Annotated in this window: 15 protein-coding genes; 6 read left to right on the forward strand and 9 right to left on the reverse strand. The window is 67.8% G+C overall.

Features of this window, described 5'->3' with window-relative positions; all coding sequences use genetic code 11:
- Positions 1-18: 18 nt before the first annotated feature.
- From DWF00_RS03130 to DWF00_RS03145, 4 genes are all read right to left on the reverse strand, one after another.
- Positions 19-255 carry a hypothetical protein gene (locus DWF00_RS03130; protein ID WP_114829960.1) on the reverse strand — a complete coding sequence of 79 codons (237 nt, stop codon included), beginning with the start codon at positions 253-255 and terminating at the stop codon, positions 19-21.
- Positions 256-564: 309 nt separating this feature from the next.
- Positions 565-1,143, reverse strand: coding sequence for a tyrosine phosphatase family protein (locus tag DWF00_RS03135; RefSeq protein ID WP_114830150.1), 579 nt, complete (start codon positions 1,141-1,143; stop codon positions 565-567).
- 45 nt (positions 1,144-1,188) lie between these two features.
- Positions 1,189-1,401: a hypothetical protein gene (locus DWF00_RS03140; RefSeq protein ID WP_114829961.1), complete on the reverse strand. Its 213-nt coding sequence runs from the start codon at positions 1,399-1,401 to the stop codon at positions 1,189-1,191.
- 202 nt (positions 1,402-1,603) lie between these two features.
- Positions 1,604-2,650: an aldo/keto reductase gene (locus DWF00_RS03145; RefSeq protein WP_114829962.1), complete on the reverse strand. Its 1,047-nt coding sequence runs from the start codon at positions 2,648-2,650 to the stop codon at positions 1,604-1,606.
- A 127-nt stretch (positions 2,651-2,777) separates the two neighbouring features.
- Between DWF00_RS03145 and DWF00_RS03150 the strand changes: the two genes are divergently transcribed.
- Positions 2,778-3,359, forward strand: a complete 582-nt coding sequence (locus tag DWF00_RS03150; protein ID WP_114829963.1) for a TetR/AcrR family transcriptional regulator — start codon at positions 2,778-2,780, stop codon at positions 3,357-3,359.
- A 6-nt stretch (positions 3,360-3,365) separates the two neighbouring features.
- On the opposite strand, the gene DWF00_RS03155 is transcribed toward DWF00_RS03150, so the two are convergent.
- Positions 3,366-4,400, reverse strand: a complete 1,035-nt coding sequence (locus DWF00_RS03155; protein WP_114829964.1) for an aldo/keto reductase — start codon at positions 4,398-4,400, stop codon at positions 3,366-3,368.
- 49 nt (positions 4,401-4,449) lie between these two features.
- Positions 4,450-5,643 carry an MFS transporter gene (locus tag DWF00_RS03160; RefSeq protein WP_114829965.1) on the reverse strand — a complete coding sequence of 398 codons (1,194 nt, stop codon included), beginning with the start codon at positions 5,641-5,643 and terminating at the stop codon, positions 4,450-4,452.
- A gap of 103 nt (positions 5,644-5,746) precedes the next feature.
- Between DWF00_RS03160 and DWF00_RS03165 the strand changes: the two genes are divergently transcribed.
- Positions 5,747-6,652 (forward strand): LysR family transcriptional regulator, encoded by a 906-nt coding sequence (locus tag DWF00_RS03165; RefSeq protein ID WP_114829966.1) that lies wholly within the window; start codon positions 5,747-5,749, stop codon positions 6,650-6,652.
- A gap of 177 nt (positions 6,653-6,829) precedes the next feature.
- Positions 6,830-7,186 carry an ArsC family reductase gene (locus DWF00_RS03170; protein WP_114829967.1) on the forward strand — a complete coding sequence of 119 codons (357 nt, stop codon included), beginning with the start codon at positions 6,830-6,832 and terminating at the stop codon, positions 7,184-7,186.
- Positions 7,187-7,307: 121 nt separating this feature from the next.
- On the opposite strand, the gene pstS is transcribed toward DWF00_RS03170, so the two are convergent.
- Together pstS and DWF00_RS03180 are read right to left on the reverse strand one after the other, a co-directional pair.
- Positions 7,308-8,354, reverse strand: coding sequence for a phosphate ABC transporter substrate-binding protein PstS (gene pstS / locus DWF00_RS03175; protein ID WP_245973729.1), 1,047 nt, complete (start codon positions 8,352-8,354; stop codon positions 7,308-7,310).
- Between the two features lie 130 nt (positions 8,355-8,484).
- Positions 8,485-9,357 (reverse strand): DMT family transporter, encoded by an 873-nt coding sequence (locus DWF00_RS03180; RefSeq protein ID WP_114830151.1) that lies wholly within the window; start codon positions 9,355-9,357, stop codon positions 8,485-8,487.
- Between the two features lie 92 nt (positions 9,358-9,449).
- Here DWF00_RS03180 and DWF00_RS03185 point away from each other — a divergent pair, with 92 nt between their 5' ends.
- The 3 genes from DWF00_RS03185 to DWF00_RS03195 all read left to right on the forward strand — a co-directional run bounded on the left by DWF00_RS03185 (position 9,450) and on the right by DWF00_RS03195 (position 12,322).
- Entirely contained in the window at positions 9,450-10,310 is an 861-nt protein-coding gene (locus DWF00_RS03185) for a LysR family transcriptional regulator (protein WP_114829969.1), read from the forward strand.
- 61 nt (positions 10,311-10,371) lie between these two features.
- A complete protein-coding gene (tgt, locus tag DWF00_RS03190; protein ID WP_114829970.1) occupies positions 10,372-11,496 on the forward strand; it encodes a tRNA guanosine(34) transglycosylase Tgt in 1,125 nt (374 codons plus the stop codon).
- A 28-nt stretch (positions 11,497-11,524) separates the two neighbouring features.
- Entirely contained in the window at positions 11,525-12,322 is a 798-nt protein-coding gene (locus DWF00_RS03195; RefSeq protein WP_114829971.1) for a hypothetical protein, read from the forward strand.
- Here the strand turns inward: DWF00_RS03195 and DWF00_RS03200 are convergent.
- Positions 12,227-13,225 carry a DMT family transporter gene (locus tag DWF00_RS03200; RefSeq protein ID WP_114829972.1) on the reverse strand — a complete coding sequence of 333 codons (999 nt, stop codon included), beginning with the start codon at positions 13,223-13,225 and terminating at the stop codon, positions 12,227-12,229. The genes DWF00_RS03195 and DWF00_RS03200 overlap by 96 nt on opposite strands.
- Positions 13,226-13,241: the final 16 nt, after the last annotated feature.

Raw genomic sequence — 13,241 nt, forward strand, 5'->3', positions numbered from 1 at the left:
GGCTTGGATGCGGCGAAATTAAAGCGCGCGCTGACGTCCTGGCATTACGCTCGCCGCCACGATGAAGCGGAGGGTGAGGGCCAGGAGCGCGGCGCCATAGAAGACGATCCAGAACTGGCTGACGATCGCGATGATCAGCGCGTCGCGAAACGTGAGCCTGTCACCAGGATGTTCGAGGACGGAATTGACCGCTGACCATGCCGCGACCGCAGCATATGCGAAAACAAGGGCGCATTGAATGGCAATCGGCAGCATCGATAATGTCCATCAGAAAAGACCCAGTGATTAATCCAGATAAGCCGCAAGAGAACAAGTTCAATTTTAAGGCAATTCTGCTCAAAATGATGATCTGCTCTGTCGATTTGGAGGTATTGTCGGCAGCGAACACATCCGCGCAAGCTTTGCGCTGCCGAGGCGACCCGGTTCGCGGGCCAGCTTAGAGACCGTTCGAGACTTCGCTGGCGTGGTCGCCGAGAACCGGAGCGGAGCGGACTACCGTCCGTGAGCATCGGAAGCGCAGGCCGCGTCAGACGGCCACCACTGGTAGAATCATCAAATGGTCTCTCAGCGCGCCATTTCGAGTTCGGCGCCGCGCTTCAGCTGCATCATCCAGCGGATATAGTTGGGCTCGGCCCTGACCTGATGGCCGTAATGGTCCCGCAGCGCCTCGACGAGCCGGCCCCGGCGGCCCAGCAGGTTGTCGCCCAGGCTGATCATGCGCGAATTCGGCCAGGCCTGCGGCCTGATCTGGCGCAGCCGCGCGAAGAGTTCGGGCTCGCTGGCCGCGGGGTCGAGGCGGGCCAGCAGCAGCAGCATCGCCGCGGTCGAGCGCGACAGGCCCATATGGCAATGCACCAGCAGGTGCCGCTCCGCATTGGGCGGCGTCGACGCATCGAGCTCGTCGGCGAAGGCGATGATCCGGTTGACATGCTCGGCTTCGGGAGCGACCCGGTCCGGCAACGGCTCGATGATGTCGTGGAAGCGCAGCATCAGCCTGTGCGGCGCGCCATAGCTGCCAAGGACTTCAAGCTCTGGCCAGCCCGGATCGAGCAGCGAGAGCACGTTGGTGACGCGGGCCTTGCTGTGCAGGGCCAGTTCGTCGATGCCGCAAATGGTCAATGTGGAGATGGCGAGGCGCTTCATCGGCTGCGGCATAGATGGGACGGCCGGCAAGGCTCTGACGGACGCTCAGGCATGGCCGGCGTGGGCAAAATCCGCGAACTCGGCCACATGACGACTCGTCCCATCGCTCTCGGTCGTCTTCGCCGGTTCCGAGCCACCTGCGTGCTGATCGCGGCGTTCTCGTCGCCAGCCGATAAAGGCGCTGACCGACAGCCCGAAGGCAATCATCAACATCATAAGCGTCCAAGTCATGGCAATGACCTCGCCTGTACGCGGCATGGCCTAGTATCGCAGATGCTTGACGGGTGGTTAATGATATTCGTCACGCTGGCCGAACAAATTTGAAGCGTTTTGAACAGCGATGGGGCAGGTGGAGCAGCGTCGGGCGCCGCTCGCTTGCGCGGCGCCTCAGTCAGGTCCGCCCATCAGGGCAGGCGAGCTTCGATCGGCCGGAGCGGTGCGCCCCGGCCGGCCGCTTTCGCTAGGCAACCGGCGTCTTCGGCCAGTCGAACTGGTCGAGCTTGCCGCCGGTGTAGCGCTGCTGGTTCTCGGGGTTGTCGAGCAGCGTGTAGGGGAAGACCGGCGGCAGCGCGCTGACCTCGTCGAGCCGTGCGATCTGCTCCGGCGCGAGCTTGAGCTCCGCGGCGCCGAGATTGTCCTTGAGCTGCTCGACGCTGCGCGGGCCGATGATCGGCAGCGCGCCCTTGGCGGCGACCCAGGCGATCGCGACCTGGCCCGGCGTCGCGCCCGTCTCTTCGGCGAGCTTCAGCACCTCGTCGAGGATGGCGGTGCGCTGGGCGCTGTTCTCGGCCTGGAAGACGCGGCCGCCAAAACCCTGCGCCCGGCCGGCCTCGCCGCGACGGTACTTGCCGGTCAGCATGCCGCCGCCGAGCGGCGACCAGGCGACGATGCCGAGGCCGAGCGCCTTGCCCATCGGCAGCAGTTCTTGCTCGGGCGTGCGCTCGACCAGGCTGTGCTCGACCTGAATGCCGGCGATCGGCAAGGTGCCGCGCAGCTCGGCGATGGTCGCCGCCCGCGCCACGCGCCAGGCCGGGAAGTCGGAGAGGCCGCCATAGAGGATCTTGCCGGCGCGGGCGAGGTCGTCGAAGCCGCGCAGAATCTCGTCGACCGGCGTCACGCCATCGGCGAAATGCACCCAGTAGAGATCGATCCGGTCGGATCTCAGCCGCTTCAGGCTGGCCTCCAGCGAGGCCACCATCGCCTTGCGGCTGTTGCCGGTGCCGAGGATGCCGCGGTTCGGGTCGACGCCGAGCGTGAACTTGGTCGCGAGCACGAACTCGTCGCGCTTTCCCTGCAGCGCCTCGCCCAGGATCTCCTCGGATTCGCCGAACTGGTAGCCGTCGGCCGTGTCGAGGAAATTGCCGCCGGCCTCGGCATAGGTCTCGAGGACGCGGCGGGCCTCCGCCGGCTCGGCGCCATGGCCCCAGCGCGTGCCGAACGTGCCGGTGCCGAGCACGAGTTCCGAAACCCGCAGGCCCGTATGCTCGCCGAAAAGCTTGTAGCGCATGGGATTCTCCTGATGACCGCCAGCCGGCGGTGCGTTCCGTTAAATGACGATCATCATGATCGTTGCGAATAAATGTCGATCATCATATATTCTGTCAAGTCGTCATGTTGCGCCTGGGAGCACGGATATGAAAGTCAGCAGGGAGCAGGCGGCCGAGAACCGCGAGCGCATCATCGAGGTCGCCGGCAGGCTCTTCCGCGAGCGTGGCTTCGACGGCATCGGCGTCGCCGACCTGATGAAGGCGGCGGGCCTCACCCATGGCGGCTTCTACGGCCATTTCAAATCGAAGGAGGACCTGATCGCGCAGGCCAGTGCCCGGGCCCATGCCGGAACCTGCGAGGCATGGTCGCAGACCGCCGACAGGCTGGGCGGGGAAGCCTTCGCTGTTCTGGCCAGCCAGTACCTTTCTGTCGCTCACCGCGACAATCCCGGCATGGGCTGCGCCTTCGCTGCGCTCGGCAGCGAGGCGGGACGGCAGGGTGAGGCGGTCCGCAGCGTCTTCAGCCAGGGATTGGAGGGCTTCGTCGGCGTCCTCTCGCGCATCCTGCCCGGACGCTCCGCTGCTGCGAGGCGTCGCAAGGCGCTGGCCGCGATGGCGCAGATGGTCGGCGCGCTGGCGATCGCGCGGGCGGTGGATGACGAGGCCCTGTCAAAGGAGATCCTCGCGGCCGCCCGCGAGGATCTCGGTATCGAGCCGGCAGTGAACTGAGGACGCTCAGACCAGCGGCGGGTTCAGCCGGGCGAAGCCGCCCGGGCGCCGGTAGGGATAATAGGGGTAGGGCGCCGTCACCACGCTCGCGGCATCGAGCCGTGCGATCTGCTCGGCCGTCAGCGACCAGCCGACCGCGCCGAGATTCTGCCGGAGCTGCTCCTCATTGCGGGCGCCGATGATGACGCTCGACACGGTCGGGCGCTGCAGCAGCCAGTTGAGCGCGATCTGCGGCACCGATTTGCCGGTTTCCTTGGCGATCTCGTCGAGCAGGTCGACGATGGTGTAGAGCCGCTCGTCATCGACCGGCGGGCCGAACTCGGCCGTCTGGTGCAGGCGGCTGCCCTCGGGCAGCTTTTCGCCGCGGCGGATCTTGCCGGTGAGCCGGCCCCAGCCGAGCGGGCTCCAGACCATGGCGCCGACGCCCTGATCGTGGCCGAGCGGCATCAGCTCCCATTCGTAGTCGCGTCCGACCAGCGAGTAGTAGACCTGATGCGCGACATAGCGCGGATAGCCGTGCCTTTCGGCCGCCGCGAGCGACTTCATCAGCTCCCAGCCGGCGAAGTTGGAGACGCCGACATAGCGCAGCTTGCCGGCGCGGACAAGGTCGGAGAGCGTCGACAGCACCTCCTCGACCGGCGTGCCGGCGTCGAAGGCGTGCAGTTGCAGCAGGTCGATATGGTCGGTGCCGAGCCGGCGCAGCGCATCCTCGACCGCCTTGATCAGCCGGAAGCGCGAGGAGCCGGCCTCGTTCGGCCCATCGCCCATCGGCAGGCTGGTCTTGGTCGAGATCAGCACCTCGTTGCGCCGCCCCTTGATCGCCTCGCCCAGCACCTCCTCGGAAGCGCCGTTCGAATAGACGTCGGCGGTGTCGAAGAGGTTGAGCCCGGCCTCGAGGCAGATATCGACGAGGCGACGCGCCTCCTTGGCGTCGGTATTGCCCCAGGCGCCGAAGAGCGGGCCGGAGCCGCCGAAAGTGCCGGCGCCGAAGCTGAGCGCCGGGACCTTCAAGCCGGAATTGCCGAGACGACGATAGTCCATGGTGCCTGTCCTTCTAGGTAAGCGAATCTCTGTAAGCGTTTGAAACGAATCAGGAGCCGAGCGCCGGGCCGACCGTGGCCGCCTTCAGCGCGGCCTCCCTCCGGTCGAGGCGCAGGCTCCAGAAGGCGATGGCGAGCGCCCCGATCGGCATGATCATGGCGACGAGCGGGATCGCGGTCAGGCCAGGCCCGTAGTCGATGGTCGCGCCGCCGGCCCAGGCGCCGAGCGCATTGCCGAGGTTGAAGGCGGCGATATTGAGGCTGGACGCGAGGCTCTGGCCGGCGCCGCTCGCCCGCTCCAGCACCCACATCTGCAGCGGCGGCACGGTGGCGAAGCCGGCGGCGCCGAGCAGGAAGACGAAGATCGTCGCCGCGATGCCGTCATGGATGGCGAAGGTCATCAGGCCGAGCACGACAGTGAGCACGAGCATGCTGCCGATCACGGTCGGGACGAGGTACTTGTCGGCGAGCTTGCCGCCGATCAGGTTGCCGACGATCAGCCCGCCGCCGAACATCAGCAGGATCGGCGAGACGGAGGTTTCGGCGAGGCCGGTCACCTTGGTCAGGATCGGCGCGATATAGGTGAAGATCGCGAAGACGCCGGCAAAGCCGAGCACCGTGGTCAGCAGGCCAAGCAGCACCGGCCGCTGCGCCATGGCCTTGAGGTCGGCGCGCCAGTCGCTTGCCTCGGGCGCGGCCTCGTCCTTGGGCACGAAGGCGGCGATGATCGCGAGCGCGGCAATGCCGACGATGGTCACGGCCCAGAAAGTGGCGCGCCAGCCGAGCTGCTGGCCGAGCCAGGTGCCGAAGGGCACGCCCACGATGTTGGCGATGGTCAGGCCGGTGAACATGATCGCGATGGCCGAGGCCTTGCGATCGGCCGGCACCAGGCTGGTCGCGACCACCGAGCCGACGCCGAAGAAGGTGCCGTGCGCGAAGGCGGTCAGGATGCGCGCCGCCATCAGCGTGCCGTAGCTCGGCGCCAGCGCGCAGGCGGCGTTGCCGAGGGTGAAGATCACCATCAGCGCCAGCAGCACGGTCTTGCGCGGCCAGCGCGCGGTGAAGGTGGTCATCAGCGGCGCGCCGACGACGACGCCGAGCGCATAGCCGGAAATCAGCAGGCCGGCCGCCGCGATCGAGACGCCGAGATCGGCGCTGACTTCGAGCAGCAGGCCCATGATGACGAATTCGGTGACGCCGATGCCGAAGGCGCCGGCGGTGAGGGCATAGAGGGCAATGGGCATGGGTTCGATCCGCGTGACAGAGGATGTCTGGCGGCAAGATGGTGCAGCGCGGCATGGTGCGTTAGACTGCCGGCAGGAACATCATTTGTGAGTTGAATTCATCATGGCTCGACTGGACGTCAACCGCTCCGGCGAGATGGAGGTTTTTGCCCGCGTCGTCGAGCTCGGCGGCTTTTCGGCCGCGGCGCGTGCCTTCGGCATGACGCCCTCTGCCGTCAGCAAGCTCGTCGCCCGGCTGGAGATGCGGCTCGGCACGCGGCTGGTCAACCGCTCCACCCGCAAGCTCCAGCTCACGCTCGAAGGCATGGCCTTCTACGAGCGCAGCATCCGCATCTTGGCCGATCTCGACGAGGCCGAGCGCAATGTTGCGAGCAACGAGCGCCCCGTCGGCCGCATCTCCCTCAACACCAGCGCCTCCTATGCCACGCATATCCTGATGCCGGTCGTGCCCGAGTTCCTGGCGCGCTATCCCGAGGTGACGCTCCACATCATCCAGACCGACACGGTGATCGACCTGATGGAGGAGCGCACCGATGTCGCGGTCCGGGCCGGGCCGCTGAAGGACTCCAACCTGATCGCCCGCAAGCTCGGCGCGACGCGCATGACCCTCGTCGCCGCGCCATCCTACCTGAAGCAGTTCGGCGAGCCGAAGAGCGTCGCCGACCTCGACAATCACAATCGCCTCGGCCACTGCTACACCCGCGCCATCGAGGGCTGGCCGCTGCTGCGCGACGGCGAGCCCGTCACCATCCCGATCACCGGCAACGCCAAGACCAGCGATGGCGAGGCCCTGCGCCATCTCGTGGTCGCCGGCGCCGGCATCGCCCGGCTGGCGACCTTCACCGTGCGCGAGGATATCAAGGCCGGGCGGCTGAAGGCCGTGCTGGAGGATAACAATCCGGGCGATCTCGAAGAGGTCCACGCGGTCTATCTCGGCCAGGGCGGGCCGCTGCCCTCGCGCATCAGGGCCCTGCTCGATTTCCTGGGGGAGAAGGCCCGCGTCGGCTGAGCGCGGAACCGCTAACGTCATGCTCGCCCTTGTGGCGAGCATCCACGTCTTGAACGCTCATCGCAGCCAAAGACGTGGATGGCCGGGACAAGCCCGACCATGACGGGGAGGGGCGTTGCAAGGGTTCCGCCGACTCGCGCGATGCTCTAGATCGCGGGCACCACGCGAGAAAACCTCATGGCGATCACGATCTACGGCATCAAGAACTGCGACACGATGAAGAAGGCGCGCACCTGGCTCGACCAGCACGGCGTCGCCTACCTCTTCCACGACTACAAAGCCGAGGGCGTGTCGAAGGTGCTGCTCGAAAGCTGGTGCAAGGAGCACGGCTGGGAGGTGATTCTGAACCGCGCCGGCACCACTTTCCGCGCCTTGCCTGAGTCCGACAAGCAGGGGCTCGACGCCAGGAAGGCCGTGGCGCTGATGCAGGAGCACACCTCCCTGATCAAGCGCCCGGTGCTCGACCTCGGCGACCGCCGCCTCGTCGGCTTCAAGCCCGAGCTCTATGCAGCAGCCTTCAAGGTGGCGGCCTGATTTGTATCGTCATTGCGAGCGTAGCGAAGCAATCTAGGAGGACCGGGTGCGCGGTTGCTCCTGGATTGCTTCGTCGCTGCGCTCCTCGCAATGACGGGTAGAGGCGTCGCGCCGTCGCCTGTTAGCTCCCGGCCTTCATGCTGGTCGCCCAGTAATCCTTGACCTGCTTCACCAGCGTCTCCGGCAGCGGCACGTAGCCGAGCGCGCTCGCATCGGCTGCGCCACCCTCGAAGGAGATGCGGAAGAAGTCGAGCACCTCCTGGGTGCGGCGGGTATGAGGCTTCGGCACCAGCGCGAAGGTCGTGGCGACGATCGGGTAGGCCTCAGTGCCCGGCGCGTCGGTCAGCATCAGCGAGAAATCCTTGGCCTTGGCCCATTCGGCGCTGGCCGCAGCCGCGGCGAAGCTCGCCGGCTCCGGCTTGACGAAGCTGCCGGCCTTGTTCTGGACGAGGCCATAGGCGAGGGCGGCCCGCACCACCTGGCCGAACTCGATATAGCCGATCGAGTTCCTGATCCGCTTCACCGAATCGGCGACGCCCTGGGTGCGCTCGGCGCCGGCGCCGACCGGCCAGGCGACCTGCGTGTTGACGCCGATTTTCTGGCGCCATTCCGGGCTCGCCTTGGCGAGGTAGTCGGTCCAGTTGAAGGTCGTGCCCGAGCCGTCGGCGCGGTAGATCACGTTGATAGCGGCGTCGGGCAGCTTCAGGTCGGGATTGACCGCCTTGATCGCCGGGTCGGACCAGGTCTTGACCTTGCCGAGATAGATGTCGGCGAGCAACGCGCCGGTGAACCTGATCTGGCCGGCGTTGACGCCGTCGATGTTCACCACCGGGACGATGCCGCCCATCACGATCGGGAACTGGATCAGGGCCGAGCGCTGCAACTCCTCGGAGGAGAGCGGCCGGTCGGAGGCGCCGAACTCGGCGGCGCGCTGGGTGACGCGGACCTCGCCGCCGAGCGAGCCGATCGGCTCATAGTCGACGCCGATGTCGAGCGGGGTCATCTCGGCGCCGTCGGACTTGGCGACGCGGTAGTTCTGCGCCCATTTGCCGATGACCGGGAAGGCGAAGCTGGAGCCCGCGCCGGTGATCGGCTCGGCCTGGCTGGGGGCTACGGTCGAGGCCAGAAGGGCGCCGGCGACAGCCAGGATGGCCAAGGGCTTCATCATTCTCTCCCTGCAACGGAACCGGCCCGAGGGCGCTGGTCGGTAGACTTATTGCTATGGTCGCGCGGTGACGTTGCGATGACGGTTGTGACAACCACAGGAAGCTGGAGCGGGCGGGAAATCGGCCCTCTTTTCAGCGCCTTCCCGTGGTCGCGATCCAGATGCCGGCGAGCACCGCGGCGAGCCCTGCGACGACGTTCCAGCCGACCGCCTCGCCCAGGAGAACCGCGCCGGTGATCGCGGCGATGACCGGATTGACCGTGACCGAGATCGCCACCCGCGTCGGCGTGGTCCGGCCGAGCGCGAAGGACCAGAGGAAGAAGGCGAGCGTGCTGCCGGCGAGCCCGACATAGGCGAAGGCGAGCCATTGCGCGGTCCCGGCTGCGCTCAGCCGCTGCAAGCCGCCGCTCGCGGCCGAGATCGCGATCAGCCCGAGCGCGCCGACCGCCATGCCCATCGTCGTGAAGGTCACCGGCCCGGAGCGCTTGATGAAGGGCCGCGACCAGACGCTGTAGAGCGCCATGCACAGCGCCGCGCCGACCATAAGCAGGTCGCCGCGCCAGGCGCCGGCCGGCGCCGTGGCGAGCCCGGTCAGCAGCGCCAGCGCCACCCCGGCCATGGCGATGCCGACGCCGAGCGACTTGCGCGGGGTGAGCATCTCGACCCGCAGCAGCGCCGCGGCCAGCATGGTCAGCAGCGGCAGGGTCGAGAGCGCCAGCGCCCCGCGCGCCGCCGTGGTGAAGATCAGCGAGGCGTTGAACAGGATCGGGAACAGCCCGAAGAACAGGGCGCCCAGCCCCGCCGCTGCCGGCCAGTCGCGACGTGGCGGCCAGGGCTGGCTTTGCAGCAGCGCAATCGGCAGCAGGCCGAGGAAGCCGATGCCGAAGCGCAGCGCCCCCAGCGTCATCGGGTCGGTGGCACCGACGACATAGCGCGTCGCCGCAACCGAACTGCCGCCGATCGCGCTCGACAGCATCGCCGCCAGCACGCCCAGCATCTCGTTCATGACAGCCTCCGCAACCGCATTGCGCTGCTTGTGCCGGAGACGGTACAAATCAGGGAATGGAATTTCCTGGATAAACCTCATCAGGAAACGTGATGACTATCGCCGCCGCGCTCGATCCCGACCTGCTGCAAGCCTTCTTGGCGGTGGCCGACCTGCGCTCTTTCACCCGCGCCGCCGCGAAGCTCAACCGCACCCAATCGGCTGTGAGCATGCAGGTGCGGCGGCTGGAGGAGCGGTTGGGGGCCGAGCTGTTCCACCGCAGCACCGTTCATGTCGAGCTCAGCGCCTCGGGCGAGGCGCTGCTCGGCTATGCCCGCCGCATCCTCGTGCTGAACGAGGAGGCGTTCTCGCGGCTGCGCGAGCATGAGACGCAAGGCCATGTCCGGCTCGGCGTGATGGATGATTACGGCACGCTGCTGGTCCCGCCGCTGCTGGGAAGCTTTGCCGCGCTCTATCCGCGCATCCAGGTCGAGATGCAGACGGGCCTGACCGCGACCATGCCGGACCGGCTCGGCGAGGCCTATGACCTCGTCATCGCCATGCATCCGGCCGGGCAGGGCGACGGCATGCTGCTGCGGCGCGAGCAGGCGCTCTGGGCCGTGGGCGCGACGCGTTCGGCCTTGGCGCAGGAGCCTCTGCCGGTGGCGCTCTATCCGCAAGGCTGCCTGTTCCGGCAATGGGCGATTGCGGCGTTGGATGGCGCCGGCAAGCCCTGGCGCCTCGCCTTCGTCAGCCATTCTCTCGCTGCAGTCGAGGCCGTGGCGGCGCAGGGACTCGCGGTCACCGTAGTCAAATCCGGCACCTGCCCGCCGAGCCTGCGCACCCTCACCGAGGCCGATGGAATGCCGCCGCTGCCCGCCGCCGATATCCGGCTGCACAAGGCGCCCGGGCTGTCGCAGGCGGCGGCGCTGCTGGCCGATCACCTCGTCGCAGCGCTGGCTCGACCGTCCTGACACGCCCGCCCGGCGTCGCCGGCACTTCCTTCAACCTTCCGGCTGGGCTAAGCGCCTGCCGATGACGACAGATTTCAGCTTTCACCTGCTCGGCCGCGATGGCGCCGCCCGCACCGGCGAGATCCGCATGCCGCGCGGCGTGATCCGCACGCCGGCCTTCATGCCGGTCGGCACGGCCGCCACCGTCAAGGGCATGTATCCGGAGCAGGTCAAGGCGCTCGGCGCCGATGTCGTGCTCGGCAACACCTATCACCTGATGCTGCGCCCGGGTGCGGAGCGCATCGCGGGCCTTGGCGGCCTGCACAAGTTCATGAACTGGCCGCACCCGATCCTGACCGACTCAGGCGGCTTCCAGGTGATGTCGCTGTCGCAACTGCGCAAGCTGACCGAGGAAGGCGTGACCTTCCAGTCGCATATCGACGGCTCCCGTCACATGCTGTCCCCGGAGCGTTCGGTCGAGATCCAGAACCTGCTCGGCTCCGACATCGTCATGCAGCTCGACGAATGCGTCTCGCTGCCCTGCGAGGACAAGGTGGCCGAGAAGGCGATGCGCCTGTCGCTGCGCTGGGCCGAGCGCTGCAAGACGGCCTTCGGCAACCCGACTGGAAGGGCGCTGTTCGGCATCGTCCAGGGCGGCGCCGTGCCGGCGCTGCGCGTCGAGAGCGCCAAGTCGCTCGTCGAGATGGACCTCAAGGGCTACGCCATCGGCGGCCTCGCGGTCGGCGAGCCGCAGGACGTCATGCTGGCGATGATCGAGGTCGTCGAGCCGCATCTGCCTCAGGACCGGCCGCGCTACCTGATGGGCGTCGGCACGCCGGACGATCTCGTCGAGGCCGTCAGCCGCGGCGTCGACATGTTCGATTGCGTGATGCCGACACGGGCCGGCCGCCACGGCCAGATCTTCACCCGCTTCGGCCGGATGAACCTGCGCAACGCCAAGCATGCCGACGACCCGCGCCCGATCGACCCGCAATCGTCCTGCGAGGCCGCCAACTCCTATGCGCGCGCCTATCTGCACCACCTCGTCAAGGCCGACGAGATGCTCGGCAAGATGCTGCTGACCTGGGTCAACCTCGCCTATTATCAGGAGCTGATGGCTGGCCTGCGCGCGGCCATCGCCGAGGGTAGGCTCAAGGATTTCGCGGCCGAGACCAAGGCGGCTTGGGCTCGGGGCGAGGAGCCATGAGCCTGCCTGGCTTGGTCCTGCCGCCGCGATGATCGACCCCTGGCTGATCATGCTGCTGCTCAAGATGGCGGTCGCGGCTGCGATCGTCGTTGGCTGTTCCCTGCTGGCCGAGCGCTCCGGCCCGCTGGTCGCGGCGATGATCGCGACGCTGCCGATCTCGGCCGGGCCGGTCTATGTCTTCCTGGCGATGGATCACGACGCCGCCTTCATCTCGGGCGGGGCGCTCGGCAGCATGAGCTCCAATCTCGCCAATGCCGCGCTCTCGGTCGTCTATGTCCTGCTGGCGCAGCGCTTCGGCACGCTGGTCAGCCTCGGCTCGGGGCTGCTGGCCTGGCTCGCCACGGTGACATTGCTGCGCGACCTGGCGCCGCCCTTCATCGTGCTGCTCGGCCTGACGCTGGTCGTCTTCCCGGCGGCGCATCGCCTGTTCCGGCCTTATCTTGCGGCGCGTCCGGAAAAACCTCCCGGCCGGCTCTGGTACGTCATCCCGCTGCGCGCCGCCGCCGTGGCGACGCTCACCGGCCTCGTCACCACGCTTAGCGCCAAGGTCGGGCCGGGCTGGTCCGGCGTGCTGGCGGCCGTCCCGCTCGTGCTCTCCAGCCTGATCGCGATCCTGCATTCGCGCATGGGCGGGCCGGCCAGCGCCGCGGTGATCGCCAACAGCGCGCTCGGCCTGCTTGGCTTCGGCCTCGGGCTCGGCACCGTTCACCTCACGGCGCTGCCGCTCGGCTCATGGCCGGCGCTGGGGCTCGGCCTTCTCGTCTGTATCGCCTGGAATCTGGCTCTGATGGGCTTGGCTCGCCGGTCGCGCCGCGCTGCGCCATGAGGCGATGAACAGCCCGAAGATGATCAGCGCGATGCCGCCGATCTGCAGCCCGCTCGGGATCTCGCCCAGCGCCGGAATCGCAAGCAGCGTGCCGACGATCGGGATCATCGGCGGGAAGCGGCCGGCGACCGCTGCGCCGAGCACCGGCGTCGACCAGCTCCAGATCCACAGGCCGACGATGACGTTGAGCACGCCCTGATTGAAGGCATGCGCGGCGATGATCCACCACGGCACGACATCGAAGCCGCGGAAGAAGAACAGCGCGTAGACCGGCAGATAGAGCATCGACAGCACCGAGACGACCGCGGTCGCCTTGAGCGCATCGACCTTCCAGAGCTGGATCAGCAGGGGATAGCCGGCCCAGATCAGCCCCACGCCGAGGAAGCAGAGATCGCCCAGCATGATCGTCGGGCTGGAGTGGTGGGTGCCGGCAATGCCGAGGCAGGCGAGGCCCACGAGCACGGCGCCGACGCCGAAGACCAACTGCTTCGTCAGCAGGGCGCCGAACAGCATGACGCTGCCGACGATGCCGACCACGGTCACGGTGCCCGGCCCGATCACCGCGCCATGCGCTGCCGGCGCGTAGCCGAGCCCGGTCAGCAGCAGGTAGCTCATCGGGAAGCCGCTCATGACCGCGAGCGTCACGCCGCGGCCCCAGCCCAGCCCGCCGCAGGAGGCGAGCCCGCCGGCCAGGAAGAAGCTCGGCAGCAGCAGCAGCCCCGCCGTGGCGAAGCGCAGCGCCAGCATGTCGTGCGCGGTCAGCCCGTTCAGCACGGCATGGCGGCTGACGACGAAATTCGCGCCGAAGATCAGCATCGCCAGGATCATGGCGGCAATGGCCAGCCGCCGCCTCAGGCGGTCGCGCTGATCGTTGAGAGGGGAGGTTTCGACGAGCGCGTCCATGCCTTCGATTAATCCC

Source organism: Allobosea caraganae, from assembly GCF_003351345.1.
GTDB classification, from domain to species: Bacteria; Pseudomonadota; Alphaproteobacteria; order Rhizobiales; family Beijerinckiaceae; genus Allobosea; species Allobosea caraganae.

Coding starts and splice junctions, on each gene's coding strand:
- tgt (WP_114829970.1), top strand. CDS start 10,372: ATGACGACAGATTTCAGCTTTCACCTGCTCGGCCGCGATGGCGCCGCC.
- DWF00_RS03155 (WP_114829964.1), bottom strand. CDS start 4,400: ATGGACTATCGTCGTCTCGGCAATTCCGGCTTGAAGGTCCCGGCGCTC.
- DWF00_RS03145 (WP_114829962.1), bottom strand. CDS start 2,650: ATGCGCTACAAGCTTTTCGGCGAGCATACGGGCCTGCGGGTTTCGGAA.
- DWF00_RS03130 (WP_114829960.1), bottom strand. CDS start 255: ATGCTGCCGATTGCCATTCAATGCGCCCTTGTTTTCGCATATGCTGCG.
- DWF00_RS03185 (WP_114829969.1), top strand. CDS start 9,450: ATGACTATCGCCGCCGCGCTCGATCCCGACCTGCTGCAAGCCTTCTTG.
- DWF00_RS03200 (WP_114829972.1), bottom strand. CDS start 13,225: ATGGACGCGCTCGTCGAAACCTCCCCTCTCAACGATCAGCGCGACCGC.
- DWF00_RS03150 (WP_114829963.1), top strand. CDS start 2,778: ATGAAAGTCAGCAGGGAGCAGGCGGCCGAGAACCGCGAGCGCATCATC.
- DWF00_RS03165 (WP_114829966.1), top strand. CDS start 5,747: ATGGCTCGACTGGACGTCAACCGCTCCGGCGAGATGGAGGTTTTTGCC.
- DWF00_RS03170 (WP_114829967.1), top strand. CDS start 6,830: ATGGCGATCACGATCTACGGCATCAAGAACTGCGACACGATGAAGAAG.
- DWF00_RS03195 (WP_114829971.1), top strand. CDS start 11,525: ATGATCGACCCCTGGCTGATCATGCTGCTGCTCAAGATGGCGGTCGCG.
- DWF00_RS03135 (WP_114830150.1), bottom strand. CDS start 1,143: ATGAAGCGCCTCGCCATCTCCACATTGACCATTTGCGGCATCGACGAA.
- DWF00_RS03140 (WP_114829961.1), bottom strand. CDS start 1,401: ATGCCGCGTACAGGCGAGGTCATTGCCATGACTTGGACGCTTATGATG.
- DWF00_RS03160 (WP_114829965.1), bottom strand. CDS start 5,643: ATGCCCATTGCCCTCTATGCCCTCACCGCCGGCGCCTTCGGCATCGGC.
- pstS (WP_245973729.1), bottom strand. CDS start 8,354: ATGATGAAGCCCTTGGCCATCCTGGCTGTCGCCGGCGCCCTTCTGGCC.
- DWF00_RS03180 (WP_114830151.1), bottom strand. CDS start 9,357: ATGAACGAGATGCTGGGCGTGCTGGCGGCGATGCTGTCGAGCGCGATC.